This window comes from Dellaglioa sp. CoH-56-MRSF-14 (assembly GCF_056782115.1).
Map to the genome: position 1 here is coordinate 1 of NZ_JBXAYB010000007.1, position 18490 is coordinate 18490.

18 protein-coding genes are annotated in these 18490 nt (G+C 33.9%); 15 read left to right on the forward strand and 3 right to left on the reverse strand.

From position 1 onward, the window contains the following. Positions 1 to 104 precede the first annotated feature (104 nt). Both AC1RPX_RS07005 and AC1RPX_RS07010 read right to left on the reverse strand, forming a co-directional pair. Positions 105 to 743: a copper homeostasis protein CutC gene (locus tag AC1RPX_RS07005; RefSeq protein WP_481761860.1), complete on the reverse strand. Its 639-nt coding sequence runs from the start codon at positions 741 to 743 to the stop codon at positions 105 to 107. Positions 744 to 755: 12 nt separating this feature from the next. Further along, complete coding sequence (locus AC1RPX_RS07010; RefSeq protein ID WP_481761859.1) at positions 756 to 1781, reverse strand: lactonase family protein; 1026 nt, start codon at positions 1779 to 1781, stop codon at positions 756 to 758. Positions 1782 to 1906: 125 nt separating this feature from the next. Between AC1RPX_RS07010 and AC1RPX_RS07015 the strand changes: the two genes are divergently transcribed. Both AC1RPX_RS07015 and AC1RPX_RS07020 read left to right on the forward strand, forming a co-directional pair. Continuing rightward, positions 1907 to 2260, forward strand: a complete 354-nt coding sequence (locus AC1RPX_RS07015; RefSeq protein ID WP_409021462.1) for a PTS glucitol/sorbitol transporter subunit IIA — start codon at positions 1907 to 1909, stop codon at positions 2258 to 2260. A 14-nt stretch (positions 2261 to 2274) separates the two neighbouring features. Beyond that, complete coding sequence (locus AC1RPX_RS07020; RefSeq protein WP_481761858.1) at positions 2275 to 3453, forward strand: AI-2E family transporter; 1179 nt, start codon at positions 2275 to 2277, stop codon at positions 3451 to 3453. 29 nt (positions 3454 to 3482) lie between these two features. On the opposite strand, the gene guaC is transcribed toward AC1RPX_RS07020, so the two are convergent. Then, positions 3483 to 4460 carry a GMP reductase gene (gene guaC / locus AC1RPX_RS07025; RefSeq protein WP_481761857.1) on the reverse strand — a complete coding sequence of 326 codons (978 nt, stop codon included), beginning with the start codon at positions 4458 to 4460 and terminating at the stop codon, positions 3483 to 3485. Between the two features lie 185 nt (positions 4461 to 4645). Between guaC and AC1RPX_RS07030 the strand changes: the two genes are divergently transcribed. The 13 genes from AC1RPX_RS07030 to AC1RPX_RS07090 all read left to right on the forward strand — a co-directional run bounded on the left by AC1RPX_RS07030 (position 4646) and on the right by AC1RPX_RS07090 (position 18476). After that, on the forward strand, positions 4646 to 5149 hold the full coding sequence (locus tag AC1RPX_RS07030; protein ID WP_481761863.1) for a YbaK/EbsC family protein: 504 nt from the start codon (positions 4646 to 4648) through the stop codon (positions 5147 to 5149). Between the two features lie 46 nt (positions 5150 to 5195). Beyond that, positions 5196 to 6068, forward strand: coding sequence for a methyltransferase domain-containing protein (locus AC1RPX_RS07035; RefSeq protein WP_481761856.1), 873 nt, complete (start codon positions 5196 to 5198; stop codon positions 6066 to 6068). 178 nt (positions 6069 to 6246) lie between these two features. Beyond that, positions 6247 to 6759 (forward strand): tRNA (uridine(34)/cytosine(34)/5-carboxymethylaminomethyluridine(34)-2'-O)-methyltransferase TrmL, encoded by a 513-nt coding sequence (gene trmL, locus AC1RPX_RS07040; RefSeq protein WP_409021458.1) that lies wholly within the window; start codon positions 6247 to 6249, stop codon positions 6757 to 6759. Positions 6760 to 6879: 120 nt separating this feature from the next. After that, positions 6880 to 7185, forward strand: a complete 306-nt coding sequence (locus AC1RPX_RS07045; RefSeq protein WP_481761855.1) for a DUF1033 family protein — start codon at positions 6880 to 6882, stop codon at positions 7183 to 7185. Between the two features lie 111 nt (positions 7186 to 7296). Then, positions 7297 to 9573, forward strand: a complete 2277-nt coding sequence (locus AC1RPX_RS07050; protein WP_481761854.1) for an FtsK/SpoIIIE family DNA translocase — start codon at positions 7297 to 7299, stop codon at positions 9571 to 9573. Positions 9574 to 9689: 116 nt separating this feature from the next. Then, positions 9690 to 10943, forward strand: coding sequence for an EF-P 5-aminopentanol modification-associated protein YfmF (gene yfmF, locus AC1RPX_RS07055; protein ID WP_481761853.1), 1254 nt, complete (start codon positions 9690 to 9692; stop codon positions 10941 to 10943). Continuing rightward, on the forward strand, positions 10943 to 12247 hold the full coding sequence (gene yfmH / locus AC1RPX_RS07060) for an EF-P 5-aminopentanol modification-associated protein YfmH (protein ID WP_481761852.1): 1305 nt from the start codon (positions 10943 to 10945) through the stop codon (positions 12245 to 12247). Before yfmF ends, yfmH begins: the two co-directional genes overlap by 1 nt. Then, entirely contained in the window at positions 12248 to 12970 is a 723-nt protein-coding gene (gene ymfI / locus AC1RPX_RS07065) for an elongation factor P 5-aminopentanone reductase (protein WP_481761851.1), read from the forward strand. An 88-nt stretch (positions 12971 to 13058) separates the two neighbouring features. Then, a complete protein-coding gene (locus AC1RPX_RS07070) occupies positions 13059 to 13901 on the forward strand; it encodes a helix-turn-helix domain-containing protein (protein WP_481761850.1) in 843 nt (280 codons plus the stop codon). A gap of 59 nt (positions 13902 to 13960) precedes the next feature. Beyond that, entirely contained in the window at positions 13961 to 14548 is a 588-nt protein-coding gene (pgsA, locus tag AC1RPX_RS07075) for a CDP-diacylglycerol--glycerol-3-phosphate 3-phosphatidyltransferase (protein ID WP_481761849.1), read from the forward strand. A gap of 63 nt (positions 14549 to 14611) precedes the next feature. Then, the gene (locus AC1RPX_RS07080) at positions 14612 to 15853 is read left to right on the forward strand and encodes a competence/damage-inducible protein A (protein ID WP_481761848.1); all 1242 of its coding nucleotides are present in this window, start codon (positions 14612 to 14614) and stop codon (positions 15851 to 15853) included. A gap of 147 nt (positions 15854 to 16000) precedes the next feature. After that, positions 16001 to 17575, forward strand: coding sequence for a ribonuclease Y (gene rny, locus AC1RPX_RS07085; protein WP_481761847.1), 1575 nt, complete (start codon positions 16001 to 16003; stop codon positions 17573 to 17575). A 100-nt stretch (positions 17576 to 17675) separates the two neighbouring features. Beyond that, complete coding sequence (locus AC1RPX_RS07090) at positions 17676 to 18476, forward strand: TIGR00282 family metallophosphoesterase (protein ID WP_409021448.1); 801 nt, start codon at positions 17676 to 17678, stop codon at positions 18474 to 18476. The last annotated feature ends 14 nt before the right edge of the window (positions 18477 to 18490 follow it).

Below are 18490 nucleotides of genomic sequence, written 5' to 3' on the forward strand. Positions count from 1 at the left end.
AATACTGGGATAAAGCCATTTAGAAACATATTAAATTTTATATTATTTCATCCGTCAACTTGACAGGGCCTAGTACATGAAGTTGTTGGAACCTTTTTAGATGATTATTTTAAAATTATTTTTGTACCATGAAGCTCTTTAACGTTTAATTTAGCAGCAATAGTATCAACATTATCAAGTGTAATACCGCCACCTGGAACAATTTTAATGAGACCGTTTGACCAGTCAATAATTTCTTTGAGGTGGGGTAACGTTTCCTCGATAGGCTTATCAAGTGATCCGCCATGCGTTAAAACACGATCGATATCATGCTCTGCTAACCAAGATAGCGCATCAAGTTGTGCATTATTAGGAATTTCATCAAAAGCCATATGGAAAGTGATTTGCATGCCACCACTTGCTGCAATTAAAAACTCCATCGCCTCTATGTCTAAGTTATTATTCGTATCTAAAGCGCCAAATACGACGCCATCTACACCAAGTTGTTGAGCCTGAAATAAATCAGCCTCCATAATTTTTAATTCGGTATCGTTATAAACGAAATTTCCGCCACGGGGACGAATCATTGCCATTACAGGGACTTCATTGTCCTGTGCATAACGCATTGTTTCAGACATAACACCTTTACTGACAGTTGTACCACCGACAGCAAGATTATCGCAAAGTTCAAAACGATTAGCACCAGCGGCAAATTGTTTTGGGATATCAGTAAAATTTTCAACTGCAACTTCTTTAATTAACAAATTTAATTTCTCCTAATTTTCAAAATAAACGCAAACGGATTCTGGAACGGCAATATCTTTTTGAAGTAAAGTTAATTTACCAGAGGTTGAATCACGTTCGAATAAGGTAGCATTATCAGTGTTTTGGTTAGCAACAACCAAAAATTGTTCTGTTTTATTTAAACTGAAATCACGAGGAAAGTCACCTTCAGTTGAAATAAGTTGAATAAGTGTCATTGTGCCATCAACAGCAAGTGAATAACAAGCAATTGAGTTGTTTCCGCGATTAGAGACATACAAAAAGCGGCTATCTTTAGAAATGCGAATAGCAGCAATTCCGTTATGAGCATTCCAATCAGATGGAATTGATGAAAGTGTTTGAATCTCTTTAAATGAACCATCCGTTTGATTGTAGCTAAGTAACGAAACTTCACTTGAGAGCTCTCCAGCTAAGTATGCTAATTTTCCATTTTTATGGAAAACAATATGACGAGAACCGAACCCAGGCTCTGAACGATACTCAGCAATTTGTTTAATAGCACCATTATCTGACACATCAAAAGTTAACACTTGATCAGTTCCAAGGTCACAAACAACTAACCTATTGTCTGGTGTTAAATCAGTGAAATGAATATGAGAGCTTGTTTGTTCTGGTTTTGGACCATGACCTTCATTTGTAACTTCATTAATAAGAGCTAATGAGCCATCAGTTTGAATTTTTGAAATGGAAATAAGACCCTTATGGTAGTTTGAGCTGTAGACTAATTGACGGTTATTATCAACAGCAACGTAAGCAGGCGGAGCGCCTTCAGCTGAAACGTCATTTAAAAATTGGGGATTTTCTGATGCAAGGGTAAAGGCTGATATACCACCTAAATCTGACCTCTTTGAAACGGTATATAAGACACCTTTGTCCGATTTCGTGAGATAAGTTGGATTTTCAACCTTTATATAGGGTGTAGCGTTAGAAACTTTTTTTTCAATTGTATCAAGTTGAGCTCGTTGGATACCAGTACTTGTCTTTTTTGTATATGTACCAAACAAAATAGTCTCTTTCATAGTTACAAATACCTCCTCATGATATTGTCAATATTATATCATATATTTTTGTAAACGTTATTATTTATACTGGGGACTATGCTATAATTATAGGTAACTATAAAGGATAAGGGAGACGATAAAGTATGATTACAGCAAGAATTGAAGAAATTGGAAAAGATGCCATCTCAAAAAAGGAACCTATTGTTATCCTTTTCAATCAGAGTGCAACGGATGATTTAAGACAAGTTTCTGTCATTCAATCATTTGAAGATGATAAAAAAATTATTTCGCCAAAAACAGGTGATGAAATGATTATTAATGAACAAACTTATAAAATTGATTTCGCTGGAGAGTTAGTTTCAAGTAATTTTGAGTCGGTTGGGCATGCTACCTTGTTCTTTATGGAAGTTCCAGAACATCCACAACCAAATGGTATTTATTTAACACCGCATGTATTGCCAACTTTTAAAGTCGGTAATACAATCACGTATAAGTAAAGGAGTAGATTAAAATGCTCCCAAATGAAAAATCGACTTCACAACGATCATGGTTTTGGAAATGGGTTGTTAATAATAAAACAGTTAGCATTTTATCAATTGTTTTGTTAAGTTTGCTAATTATTTTTATGTTAGCACAAGTGGGCTGGTTTTTCGCACCAATTGGAGAGTTATTAAGCATTATTGGCTTCCCAATTGTTTTAGCTGGCGTGCTGTATTATTTAATATCCCCATTGATAGATTTTTGTGAAACGCGCTTTAAATTGAATCGAAGTTTGGTTATTACAGTTGTATTTATAGTAATTTCTGGGTTTTTAGTATGGGGGATTGTCGTTTTGATTCCTGCTGTACAAACACAAACAATTAGTATTATTAAAAATTGGCCGACGTATTGGTCAAATATCACACATCAAACGAATGATTTTATGTCGTCATCTTTATTTGATACTATTAAAACTTCAATTGAAAAAATAAATACAGATATCGTAGGAACAGTATCCAAAAAAGCGAGCTCAGTTATTGGATCAACAGTTGATTCTTTAGGTAGCGTTGTTGGTACTGTAACGACATTTATCATTGGATTAGTAACAGCACCCTTTATCTTATTTTATTTATTAAAAGATGGGCACGATTTACCTGAGTATTTATCAAATTTTTTCCCAGTAAGATATCGCAAATCAATCATTGAATTATTAGATGAAATTAATTTACAAGTCAGTCAATATATCCGAGGTCAGTTAACGGTAGCATTCTTTGTGGCCATATTATTTGTTATTGGTTTTTCAGTAGTTGGTCTTAAGTTTGCTTTAACGTTAGGGATTTTGGCAGGTTTTTTGAATTTAATTCCTTATTTAGGCTCTTTTCTAGCGATGATTCCTGCACTAGTAATTGCTGCTTTCGTGTCACCAATTATGTTGATAAAGGTTATTGTTGTTTTTATTGTTGAACAAACAATTGAAGCAAGATTGATTTCTCCATTGATTCTTGGAAGTAGTTTAGCAATCCATCCCGTTACAATTTTAATTGTTTTATTAGGTTCGGGACGGGTTTTTGGATTAATAGGTGTTATTTTTGGAATCCCAGGATATGCAATTCTAAAAGTTATTGTAACGCGGATTTTTGTATGGTATAAAAAGGATTCTGGTTTGTATGACGAATCAGAGAAAACGAATAAAGATAATCAAAAAAGTTAGACAAATTTTATTTTGTCTAACTTTTTTGATTAAAGCGTATCACCGTTAAAAATTGAATTTTTAACAATTACATAATCGACTTTTTCAAGTGCAGAGAGAGAATTACCACCAGCATAAGAAATTGAAGATTGTAAATCTTGTTGCATTTCAAGTAAAGTTTCATGAATGTCACCTTTAAAAGGAACGAGCATTTTTTTACCTTCAACATTAGTGTGGCTACCTTTTTGATATTCAGAGGCAGAGCCAAAATAACTTTTAAATAGATTACCATCTTTTTCAATTAAATCACCAGGACTTTGTTTGTGACCAGCAAAGAGTGAACCAATCATACACATTGAGGCCCCAAATCTGACTGACTTAGCAATATCACCATGAGTTCTTATACCACCATCAGTGATAATTGGTTTACTTGCTGCTTTAGAACATAATCTAAGAGCGGCTAATTGCCACCCGCCGGTACCGAATCCAGTTTTAATTTTAGTGATGCAAACTTTTCCGGGTCCAATACCAACCTTAGTTGCATCTGCACCAGCATTTTCTAGTTCTCTAACGCCTTCAGGTGTGCCAACATTTCCAGCAATTAGAAATGACTCTGGTAACCATTTTTTAATATGATGAATTAAATCAATGACACTTTGTGCGTGGCCATGCGCCACATCAATTGTTATATATTCTGGAATTAAATCAGCATCGGCAAGCTCTTCAATTAATGCCCATTCATGTGGTTTAACGCCAACACTAATAGAAGCAAACAAACCTTTTGCATGCATTTTTTTGACGAAAGGTAAGCGACTCTCTTCATCGAAACGGTGCATGACATAGAAATAGTCATTTGATGCAAGCCATTCTGCTAACGGTTCATCGATAATTGTCTGCATATTCGCAGGTACAACGGGTAGTTTAAAACGGCGAGGGCCAAATTGAATAGATGTATCGACTTCGGAACGGCTATTTACAATACATTTGTTAGGGACGAGCTGAATATCTTCATAATCAAAAACTGGCATAATATTTCCCCATTTCTTTTAAACACGAACTATTTTTAGTATTTATTAAATTATTATCAGTAACCAACTGATAATTTACGCTATTTAGCGAATTTAGTCAACATATTTTTGAAATAAATCGAAAATTAAATAAGAATACGTGAAGAGATAGACGTCGTGCTATAATTATTTTGGGAGTGATTATTATCGCAAAAAAAGAAAAAGTAAAAAAAACAAATGACGAACGCATTTTAGATCAAAATCATATTGAATTTGAGAGCTATACTTTTGATTTTTTAGGTGGTCGACAAATGGATTCAAGCAAAGAAGCTAAAGAACTAGGAACGGATGAAAGAAGTATTTTAAAAACAATTGTTTTACAGGGAAGTAACGGTGATAGAGATTACGTAGTTGTTTGCCTTCCTATTACTTTTGAAATTGATTTAAAATTAGTAGCACGTGAATTAAATGAAAAACAATTGCATTTAGCAGATAATAAAAATTTAATCAATATTACTGGTTACGTTCATGGCGCAAATACACCAATTGGAATTAATGTTCGAAAAGGATTTCCCATTTATTTTGATGAACGAATTCAAGAGTTCGATAAAATTTGGGTTTCAGCTGGTAAAGTTGGTCGTTCTGTTGGCGTAAAACGTGAAGAACTTGTTGAATTGGTTAAAGGTCATTACATTAACATTGAAAAATAAATAGCTATTGAATGTAAAATAAACGATAAAAAGGAATAAGTGTAAATTGAAAAAAATTGAGAAAAGTGCCGTATTTTTAAAAAATAAAATCGATTTATTTAGATGTCCTGTCTGCTTAAACCCCTACAGTAAAGTTGAAGGCCAGACGATGTTTTGCCCTGAAAATCATCAAATAGATTTATCAAAAAAAGGAACTCTTTTTTTCTTGAATCATGGGGTTAAAAGTGATTATGAATTGGATATGTGGTTAGCAAGGAGACAGTTATTACAAGCAGGCTTGTTTAAACCGATTACGGATAAAATTCTTGAGCAGCTTTCTGATGAAGAAGAAACAATTATGGATGTAGGTTGTGGAGAGGGAACACCACTTCATGATATAGAAGTAACACGCCAAAATGCTAAAGACACTTACGTTGGATTTGATATTTCAAAAGATGCAATCAATTATGCGACACAACAAGAGACAGATGCTTTTTATTGTATTGCTGATTTGGCTAAACTACCATTTAATAATAAGTCATTTTCAACAATTATTGATATTTTTTCGCCTTCTGCTTATACAGAATTTGATCGAGTATTAAAGGATGGCGGGCAGTTATTAAAAATCATTCCAAATTCAAATTACTTAGTTGAATTACGCGAACTTCTATATAACGAAGAGAGTCATAATAGGAGTTATAGTAATGAAAAGGTTTTAAATCTGTTTAAAGAAAATTATCCTGACTCTGAACAAATTACAATTAGTTATCAATTCGATATTCCAGAAGGCTTGTTTCCTGCCTTACTCGAAATGACTCCTTTACATTGGGGAGCTACAACAGATAATCAGGCTAAAGCTAAAAAACAACCTTTAACCAAAATTACGGTTGACGTTACACTATTAAAATATCGTAAAAATAAGTTAGAATCAGTGTTGTAACGAATAAATTGCTGTGGTATTATGAGTATACGAATTCGGTTGTTTAGAGACTGTCGACGATGTTGTCAGCTTCTGGAAATTGATCTTCATTAACGTATCTTTTCGCCGTGCCCACACCGAAATGATGCGTTTTTTTGTTGCCTAAAATAATAACGATTTTTTGAAAGGATGTTAATTTTTGACGAATCATATTGCATTATTTGAACCACTTATGCCTGCTAATACAGGTAATATTGCTAGAACTTGTGCTGGAACGGATACTGAACTACATTTAATTGAGCCCTTAGGATTTTCAACAGACGATAAATATTTAAAACGTGCTGGACTAGACTATTGGGATAAAGTAAAAATTACGTATCATAAAAATTTACAAGATTTTTTAGCATCTATTCCAGATCAGAAACAACTTTTTTTGGTTTCAAAATTTGCACCGCAAACTTATTCACAAGTAGATTATTCTGATGTGAATAAGGACTATTACTTCTTGTTTGGTAAAGAGACAACAGGTCTTCCTGAAAACTTTATGCGCCAAAATGAAGAGAAAGCAATCCGAATTCCACAAGATGATACGCACATTCGTGCCTTAAACTTATCTAATTCAGCTGCTATTGTAATTTATGAAACACTTAGACAACAAGACTTTTTAAATCTAGATAAAACACACACGTATGAAAATGATAAGCTAAAATAAGTAGCTTGAGCATTTTATAGACTAGAAATTCATAAATGGGTTATACTTGCTTCGGGTTAAGAAATAAACCGGTATTTATGATGAACAGTCATTTTATAAAATGGAAGGGTGTGAGCTAACTTGTTTCAAGTAATAACAATGTTTGGATTTGATGAACCATGGTGGTTTTTTGATGATTGGAAAAGTCATATTCAAAAAACAGTTGATTTTGATTCAATGGATGAAGCGATGGCTTTTTTTGAGGAACAATCTAGCGCATTTACCACTGAATTTAGCCATCAAAAAAGTAAACGTCAATTTTTGACAGCATTTTGGAATGAGGAACAAATGGATTATTGTTCAGATTGTGGTGATGATTTACAGTTATATCAAGGGTTACTGTTAGTTAAAGATGGCAAAGAAATTACAGCCAAAAAAGAGAGTTAATAACATAATTGTTATTAACTCTCTTTTTGTGGAAATGACTAGACAATGACACGGAAGGTAATTAAGATATGGTATAATTGAGTATCTATTTTAACAGAAGGAGGAACTGTTTTGGCTCAAAAAAAGAAAAGAAAAAAAAGAACAACAAAAAAAACAGTTCAATACAAATTTTCTAAAAATATAATTGGTGTTATATTTTTATTGTTTGGAATATTTGGTGTGCTAGCACTGGGATATTTGGGTGCTTTATTTGCTAACGTTTTCCGTTTGTTTGTTGGTAATACATATCAATTCGCATTATTAATTCTCGGTGTATATGGAAGTTACTTAATGATTATGGGAAAAGAGCCCAAAGTTAAGAAAAGAATTAATTGGGGATCCGTTATTTTATATGTTGGTGTTTTAGTCTTTCTTGAAGCCTGGTTTGTTGGGCACTCATCGGTGCATAGCCAATTTATTCAATATACATGGCAGACACTTGTTTCCGATTTTCGACAATCTGCAGTTAGTTCAACAGTTGGCGGTGGAATGATAGGGGCAAGCTTATACCAATTATCGTACTTCTTAATTTCACAAGCAGGCACCTATATTGTTAGTGTACTTTTCATCTTAGCCGGATTATTTATTTTTTTTGATCTCTCTTTTTCAGAAGTTATGTATACTGTTCAACGCTATCTAAACGTAATTATTGCTTGGACAAGAGAAGGTTTTCGCCGAATGAAAGTAGCAATAGATAGTTTTAAAGAAGAAAGAAAAGAAAATAAAGCAGAACAAGATGAAGAAGAATTAAAACCTGTAATTGACCATAGAACTGAAGAAAAGGAAATAAAAACTGAACGAGAAGTGACCGTTGATGAACCACCTATCATTACGCAACAAGAACCAGATTCAGAATTAGATTCAGAAGATGATCCTAAGATAATATCAAGTACAGTGGCTGATGATAATGAAGATTACCAATTACCACCAGTTACATTACTTACAAAAATTCCAAAAGAAGACCAAAGTGGCGAATATAAAACAATTGAAAAAAACACAAAAATATTGAAGCAAACATTTGAAAGCTTTGGTGTTGATGTTGAAATTAAAAGTGTGAGTTTAGGACCATCTGTTACTGAATATGAATTACATCCGGCAATTGGTGTTAAAGTTAGTAAAATTGTTAACCTTGCGGATGACTTAGCCTTAGCACTTGCTGCCAAAGATATTCGAATTGAAGCACCAATTCCTGGAAAATCACTTATTGGGATTGAAGTACCAAATTCTAAAGTATCAATGGTTTCATTCAGGGATGTGATTGAATCTCAACAAAAGAATCCAACACCAGATAAAGTTCTCGAAGTTCCTTTAGGTCGCGATGTTTCAGGCCAATTGGTAACAGCAGATTTAACAACGATGCCGCATTTATTGATTGCTGGCTCAACTGGTAGTGGTAAGTCAGTTGCAATTAATGGCATTATCACAAGTTTATTGATGAATACGAAACCAAATCAGGTTAAGTTTATGTTGATTGATCCTAAAAAAGTAGAGTTAGGTGTCTATAATGGTATTCCACATCTATTAACGCCGGTTGTTACAAATCCTAAAAAAGCATCACGAGCTTTACATAAGGTTGTTTCTGAAATGGAGCGACGCTACGAATTGTTTGCAGATGCTAGTCAACGTAATATTTCTGGATATAATCAAATGATTATGCAAGAAAACGCAGATGACGGACAAAAAAGAGCAACGTTACCTTATATTGTTGTCATTGTTGATGAATTGGCAGATTTAATGATGGTAGCCTCGAATGAGGTTGAAGATGCGATTATTCGTTTAGCACAAATGGCTCGAGCAGCTGGAATCCATATGATTTTGGCAACGCAACGTCCATCTGTTGATGTTATCACAGGATTGATTAAAGCTAACGTACCATCACGTATGGCTTTCGCTGTTTCCAGTGGGATTGACTCGAGAACAATTATTGATAGTAATGGTGCTGAAAAGCTTTTAGGTCGTGGGGATATGTTATTCCTACCAATGGGGCTAAATAAACCCATTCGTGTACAAGATGCTTACATTTCAGATAAAGATGTTGAAAGTGTTATTTCGTTTATTAAAAATCAGCAAGAACCACAATACGATGAAACGATGATTGTGACTGATGAAGAAACAGCTAACTCAGGATCAGCGTCTGATTCAGAAGACGAATTATTTGGGGACGCTGTTAAATTAGTGACTCATGAACAATCTTGCAGTGTATCCATGTTACAGAGACGTTTTAGGATTGGCTACAATCGAGCTGCTAGAATTGTTGATGAAATGGAAGCAAAAGGAATCGTTGGACCGCCAGAGGGAAGTAAGCCGCGCAAAGTGTTGATAAATGAAGAAACTGATGGTCCTAATTAGGGCTTTCAGTTTTTTTGTTTAGCCTAAACAGATTACGAAACAATTAAATTTGTGTTTCACTAGTCTTTCAATTATCATGGTAAAAGAACATCCGATTTAAAAGGAGGCACATTTTCGTGCGTAAACAATTAGAAACAGGTGTCAACTTAACTGTTATTGAAAATAGTCAATTTAAAACGAATAGAATCGTTATTAATTTTATAGCACCTTTAACCGGAAAAGAATCTGCAGAACGTATGCTATTAGCTAACTTATTAGAAATTAGTAGTGCAGAATATCCATCTCAACAAAAATTAGCCGAAAAATTATCAGAACTTTATGGTGCAAGTTTTGGTATCACTGTTAGTAAAAAAGGAAACTTTCACTTAATAAGTTTAATTTTAAACGGTGTAAACGATAAATTCTTAGAACATAAAACAGAAAGTTTAAAAAAAATATTTGCTTTTATCAAAGAAATTATTTTCAATCCGAATGTGACTGATGGCCATTTTGACGAAGAAACATTTAAACGCCAAAAGGAAAATTTGATGATGTCTATCAGAAGTATTAGTGATGATAAACAATCGTACGCAGGATTAGAATTACAGAAACTTTACTTTCAAAACGATCAAGCTATTCCTAGCTATGGGACTGTAGAAGATATTGAAAAGATAACTGCAACTAGCTTATTTGATTACTACAAACAAATGCTTACAACTAATCGAGTAGACATTTTCGTCCTTGGTGAATTAGATGAATCAGAAACTGAAACTATTGTTAAAACGTTGCCTTTTAAACCTCGAGATTTTAAAATGATACCTATATTCTATGATCAAGCTATTAAAGAAGTTGTGACTAAAACAGAAACGCAAGCAGTGACTCAGGGTAAATTAAATCTGGCATATCAGTTACCAGTTTATTACAGAGAAAATGGGTACTATGCGGGTCTTATTTTCAATGGCGTTTTTGGCGGTTCACCACTAGCTAAGTTATTTGTAAATGTTCGTGAGAAAGCTAGTTTGGCTTATTATGCAAGTAGCTCGTTAGATACATTTAGAGGTATTTTAACTGTACAAACAGGCATTGAACCACAAAATAAAGATAAAGTTATCGAAATTGTTCAACAACAATTAGATGATATTATCGCAGGTGACATTAGTGATGAACTATTAAATAAAACAAAAATGACAATGATTAACCAATATCAAAGTAGTCTTGACTCACAAATGGCGTTAATTAATCAATCGATGATTGATCAATTAACAAGCACAGAAGTTAGTGCAACAGAGTGGATAGACGGCATTAATAGCGTGGATAAAGCTGCCGTTCAAGCTATCGCTCGTAATGTTAAATTACAAGCAATCTTCTTTTTGAATGGGGAAATTAATTAATGAAAACATTAGAATACCCGCAGTTTGACGAAATATTATATACAGAAACTTTGGAAAATGGCTTGAAAGTAAATATATTACCTCGTAAAGGTTTTCATAAAACTTATGGTATATTCACAACAAATTATGGCTCAGTTGATAGTGTATTTGTACCAATTGGTGAAGAAGATGTTGTTCATGTACCGGATGGTATCGCCCATTTTTTAGAACATAAAATGTTTGAAAAAGCAGATCATGATGCGTTTGATTTATTTGGAGAATATGGTGCTAGTGCAAATGCTTTCACAAGCTTTACACGAACGAGCTACTTATTTTCAAGCTCTAATCATGTTCCTGAAAACATTGAAACATTACTAGATTTTGTGCAAGATCCGTATTTTACACCTGAAACAGTTGAAAAAGAAAAGGGAATTATTGGACAGGAAATTCAAATGTATGACGACGATCCTAATTGGCGTTTATACTTTGGTATTTTAGGTAACCTTTACCCAAATCACCCGGTTAGCAGTGATATCGCTGGAACAATTGAATCAATCGATAAAATTACGGCAGATGATTTATATAAGTGCTATGAAACATTTTATCATCCAAGTAATATGAATTTATTTATTGTAGGAAATGTTGATCCAGAAGAAACTTTAGATTTAATTAAAAATAATCAAAATCATAAAAAGTTTCCAGAAGCAGCAGAAACAATTAAACGATTAATTCCAGAAACTCAAGTAGACGGTTCAGACATCATGCCATATCGTGCAACTGAGATGGCCATTCAACGTGCTAAAACAATTGTTGGTATAAAAGGATTAGATAATGTTCCAGAAGGCCGTAACGGCTTGAAATACAAAGAGACAATCCATATGCTTCTTTATCTTTTGTTTGGTGACACGGCCCCTCAATATATGAAATTATATGATGAAGGGACGTTAGATGATTCCTTTGGCTATGAATTTGAAATTGAACGTGGCTTCCATTTTGCAAGTATTAGTGGTGATACTGATGACCCTCAAAAGTTATCGGATGCCATTATTCATATTTTAGAGAATGCGTCAGAGTACCTTTCAGGGGCTGAGGCCCAGTTTGAATTGGCTAAACGTGAAATGTTAGGTCAATCCATTCAATCGATGAACTCACTTGAGAGCATTGCAAATCAGTATGATGGTGATTTGTTTGATGATGCCACTGTTTTTGATAGGGCACCAATTATTGAAAATATGACATTAGATCAAGTTCGCCAAGGAGCTAAAGATTTTATTCGTTCTGAAGCAATTAGTGTCTACCAAATTATGGCTAAAGAGGATGATTAAATGAGTTGGGCAGTTATCTTTGGAGCGTCTGGTGATATTGGTCAAATGATTGCAAGACAATTGGCAGATATTGGTTGGTCGCTAACAATGCATTATTATCAAAATGATGAAGCAATTATGGGATTAACACAAGAGTTGAGGGGAAAATATCCAAAACAAGATTTTTTGCCGTTACAATTTGATATGACAGCGACTAATGTTGATCCAGTGATATCCCAACTATTTGCCGTAGATGCTGTAATATTTGCTGAAGGAACAACTTCTTACCATTTATTCAATGAAGCCCCAATGTCTGATTTAGATAAAATGATGAAGATGCAAGTTCAAACACCATTGGCATTAATTCAGAAATTGGAACCAAAGTTAGCCCAAAATCATTTTGGCCGAATTATATTTATTGGGTCAATTTATGGAGGCGTTGGTAGCCCAATGGAAGTACTGTACAGTACTGTAAAAGGTGCGTTATCGTCCTTTGCCAATGCTTATAGTAAAGAAGTTGCCTCGTTAGGTATTACGGTTAACGTGGTGGCACCAGGCGCAGTTGATACAAAAATGAATCAACAATTTTCGAAAGATGCAAAGAAAGATATCTCAAGTGAAATTCCAATGGGACGTTTCGCACATCCCGAAGAAATTGGATTTTGGGTAAAACAATTATTAGCCAAAGAGGCAGGGTACCTCACCGGTCAAACGATTTATGTTTCAGGCGGATGGTTGAAATAAAATAATAAAATTTTAACAAATTGGACATGACGATTATGTTATACTGATTGTTAGAAGATTAACTATTAAACTAAGTGGAGAATTAGACATGAGTGAAATTGGAAAAACATTACAAGAAGCGAGAATAAATAAAGGATATACGTTAGATGATTTACAACAAATGACGAAAATTCAAAAACGTTATTTGATTGCAATTGAAGATGAAAAATTTTCTGATTTACCAGGAGATTTTTACGTTCGAGCATTTGTTAAACAATATGCAGAGACGGTTGATTTGGATGGGGATAAATTATTAAAAGAATTCAATGAAACACTTCCAGATACACAAGAAACAGTCGTTGCAAAGGAACAAGTATCACGTTCTGAAAAGTCTGCTAAACTACCAAAAGACGGTAATTTTGATAAGTTTATGTCGTACTTGCCAACAATTATTATTGTTGTGATTGTCTTAGGGATTTTGGGTACAATTTATGGTGTGACATTGAATAGTAAAGATACAGATACTCAAATTGAAAGTTCAAGTTCTAAAGTATCTGTTTCAACTGACTCAAAAACTAAAACTTCTAGTTCTGAATCAGTAAAGGCTAGTTCTTCATCTGATAAGAAAACGCAAAAATTAACATATGTTTCAGATGCGGGAACAAACACTGTTTACACAATGGAAAATGCACCAACAACTTCTAAAGTTAAATTAGTAGCTTCTGGTAGTGCTGCTTGGAGCTCAATTACGGCTGATGGCACACAACTATGGCAAGCAACACTTGTCTCAGATGCAACGGATACTGTTACAATCCCAGCCGGTACAAAGTCATTTGTCTTTAGCTTTGGTAATGCACCAGCTATGAGTATCACGATTAACGGTAAAAAATTTAATTTTATGAAAACAAATGCAACTCTACAAGTTAGAACAGTTACTGTAAATATTAAATAAGCCAGAATTGTCAACAACGGATACTATGTTGTTGGCAATTTTTGAAAAAGGGGATCATTATGAATTTACCAAATAAATTAACGGTTGTGCGGATTATTTTAATTCCAATCTTCATGCTTGTATTGTTATTACCAATTGATTGGGGAATGGTTACTTGGGTTGGTACACAGATTCAGGTGACACATCTAATTGGTGCAATTATTTTTGCAGCTGCCTCATTAACAGATTTTTTAGATGGTCAAATTGCACGTCGCCAACATTTAGTTTCTAATTTTGGCAAATTTGCAGACCCATTGGCAGATAAAATGCTTGTAATGACTGCATTTGTTATCCTTGTTTCATTTAACCAAGTACCTGCATGGGTAGCTGCAATTATTGTTTGTCGCGAACTTGCGGTAACAGGATTACGATTGATTATTGTTGAAAATGATGGGGAAGTTATGGCTGCAGCTATGCCAGGCAAAATTAAGACAACAACCCAAATGATAGCTATTATTTTATTGTTTTTAAATAATGTGTTATTTGCAGCAATTAATGTACCTATGGCTGCCATTTTTCTTTATATTTGTTTATTCTTTACTGTTTATTCAGGTATTGATTACTTTGTTCAAAATAGAGCTATTTTCTCAGATTCATTTGAAAAATAAAAATATTTAGACTAAAACATTTAACCGTTTTAGTCTTTTTTAATTAAATTAGGAGGCAACATCATGCATGCAGAAATAATTGCGGTTGGTACAGAAATATTATTAGGACAAATTGTAAATACGAACAGTGCTTTCTTAGCTGAAAAATTAGCTGATTTAGGTGTAAATGTATTTTATCAGACAGTTGTAGGGGATAATGAAGAACGAATGTTAGAGGCAATTGAACTGGCTTCAAAACGAAATGATTTGGTTATCCTTTCTGGTGGCTTAGGACCAACAGAAGACGATTTAACGAAGCAGATGGTCGCCAAATTTTTAAATGAGAAGTTAGTTGAAAATAAGGACGCCATGTTAAAAATAGAAGATCATTTTACACAAACGGGTCGTCAAATGACTGAAAACAACAAATTACAAGCTTTGTATATAGAAGGATCAAAACCAATTAAAAATCATGCTGGAATGGCTGTTGGTGATTTTTACAAAGGTGATTCGTGTGATTTCTTATTATTACCTGGACCACCTAAGGAATTGAAAACAATGTTTAATAAGGAAGTTGAACAGCTATTAAAAGAAGAATATAACTTAAATAGTCATCTTGAATCAAAAGTTTTACGTTTTTATGGCATTGGTGAATCTAAATTGGTGACTGAATTAAAAGAGATAATTGATTCACAAACTAATCCTACTATTGCACCATACGCCAAGACAAATGAGGTCACTTTGCGAATTACGGCAAGTCCTACAGACAAAAAATCAGCTGTAGAATTAATTAACGAAATGGAGATTTATGTACTTTCCAAAGTTGGTGATTATTTCTATGGCTATGGGGATGACAATTCGTTACAAAATATTGTTGTAACTAAATTAATTGAAAAAAACTTATCTATTTCTGCAGCCGAAAGTTTAACAGCTGGATTATTTCAAAGTACATTAGCAGAAATACCAGGTGTCTCAAAAATTTATGATGGTGGATTTATAACATATGCTAATACAGCCAAATCTGATATTTTAGGTATTTCGACTGAAGATATTAAAAAATATGGTGTTGTTAGTGAAGAAACCGCTAAACAAATGGCCCAACAAACACAAAATAAAATGAAAACAAATATTGCTATTTCATTTACTGGTGTTGCAGGTCCAGATGAGCTTGAAAATCAGAAAGCTGGAACGGTTTGGATTGGATTAGCAATTAAAAATAGTCCCGTTATTGCAAAACAATTTCATTTTGCTGGAAATAGAGAAACAATTAGACAAAGAAGTGTTCTAAGTGGACTTAAATGGATATTTGATGAAATTAATGAGTAAATAATTAAATTTGGCAATGGATTGTTGTTGACAGCGGGGGGCAATTAACCGTAAAATACTAAAGTGTATATGAACAAAATAAAAAACATCTAAAAATTTATGATTAGTTAAATTAATCATTATTTGATGATGCGGAGGTGGACTTTTATGGGATCTATAACAACCGTATTAATCCTCGCTATCATCGCTATTATTGCTTTAGTTGTTGGAATTTTTATTGGAATTGCATATAGAAAGTCAAATTTCGAAAAAACACTTGATGTCGCAACGCATACGGCTGAAGGTATTTTAAAAAGTGCAAAGAAAGATGCTGAGACTCAGAAAAAAGAGGCTGTTTTAGAGGCTAAAGAAGAAAGTCAAAGTTATCGTGATAAAATAGACAATGAGTTAAAGGAACGACGTTCAGAAATTCAAAAGCAAGAAAATCGAGTAATTCAACGTGAAGAAACTTTAGATCGTAAAGATGGCGCACTAGATAAACGAGAACAAACGCTTGAGAACAAAGAGAAAAAAGTAACGTCTGACCAAAAACTTGTTGACACAAAACAACAAGAAGCTACTTCACTGATTCAGGAACAACAAGAAGAACTTGAAAGAGTTGCTTCTCTAACACAAACACAAGCACAGACTATTATTATGGACGATACGAAAGAATCATTAAGTCATGAACGAGCTGTTATGATTAAGGAAAGTGATAAGCAAGCTAAATCAGAAGCTGATCGTAATGCTAAAGATTTAGTTGCTCAAGCTATTCAAAGAAGTGCAGCTGACATGGTATCTGAAACAACTGTTTCATTAGTTACCTTGCCAAATGATGAAATGAAAGGCCGTATTATTGGCCGCGAAGGACGTAACATTCGAACATTAGAGACCTTAACAGGGATTGATTTAATTATCGATGATACGCCAGAAGCAGTCGTTTTAAGTGGGTTTGATCCAATTCGTCGTGAAATTGCCAAAATGACTCTTGAAAAATTAATTCAAGATGGTCGGATTCATCCGGCACGAATCGAAGAAATGGTTGAAAAATCACGTAAAGAAATGGATGAAAAAATTCGTGAATTAGGTGAACAAACAACCTTTGATCTCGGACTTCATACAATTCATCCTGATTTAATTAAAACAATTGGTCGATTAAATTATCGTACAAGTTATGGTCAGAATGTGTTAAGCCATTCTATTGAAGTTGCCAAAATAGCAGGTGTGTTAGCCGCTGAATTGGGTGAAGATGTTACATTAGCAAAACGCGCAGGATTGTTACATGATATTGGTAAAGCAGTTGATCATGAAGTTGATGGTTCACATGTGGAAATTGGCCTTGAATTAGCTAAGAAGTATAAAGAAAATGATGTTGTCATCAACACTATAGCTTCACATCATGGTGATGTTGAAGCTAAATATACTATTGCTATTCTTGTTGCAGCGGCAGATGCTGTTTCAGCTGCAAGACCAGGCGCACGAAGTGAATCGTTAGAAAATTATATTCATAGACTTGAAAAACTTGAAGATATTACACATGAATTTAAAGGTGTACAGAAAAGTTATGCAATTCAAGCTGGTCGTGAAGTACGTGTTATTGTCACGCCAAATGAAGTTAATGATATTCAAGCAACTGTCTTAGCTCGAGATATTAAAAACAGAATTGAAGATGAACTCGAATACCCAGGACATATTAAAGTGACTGTCGTTCGAGAAACAAGAGCAATTGAGTATGCTAAATAAAAAAATGATGATTTAAGATTAATTTCTTAAATCATCATTTTTTGTCTATTAAAAAGAAAAAATGTTAAACTAGTTTTATATATAAGAAAAGAGGACAACCATGCGTTTATTATTTGTCGGAGATGTCGTTGGCGATTCAGGTCAACAAATGATTAAAGAGTATTTACCAAAATTAAAAAGAAAATTTCATCCACAGGCTACCATTGTAAATGGTGAAAATGCAACGAAGGGTAGAGGTATTAATGAATCTGTCTATAAAGCATTCCTTCAAACAGGTGCTGATGTTGTAACCATGGGTAACCATACTTGGGATAATAGAGATATTCAAGATTTTATTGGTGGTGCAAAAAAATTAATTAGACCAGCTAACTTCTCAGCAAACCAAGTACCTGGGATTGGACATACAATTATTAATATTAATCAGCAAAAATTAGCTGTGATTGATTTGCAAGGACGTGTTTTTATGTCTCCTTCAGATGATCCGTTTGCAGTTGTTCAAGATATTTTAGAAGAAGTCAAAAAAGAGACTGATTTCATTTTTATTGATTTTCATGCTGAAACAACGAGTGAAAAAGAAGCTATAGCATGGTTCTTAGATGGTCAAGTATCTGCGGTAGTAGGTACGCATACACATGTGCCTACTAATGATGCGCGTATTTTACCTAAAGGAACTGCCTTTATGTCAGATGTTGGTATGACAGGACCATACGATGGTATCTTAGGAATGAAACGTGAAAATGTAATTGGTCGCTTTTTATCGCAAATGCCAACACGATTTGAAGTGGATGAAACAGGTCGTAAAACGTTATCTGCTTGTGTGATAGATATTGATGACAAAACGGGACATGCTAAAAAGATATTCCCTGTATTAATTAATGATGACCATCCTTTTATGGATTAATTTAGAGATAGGAG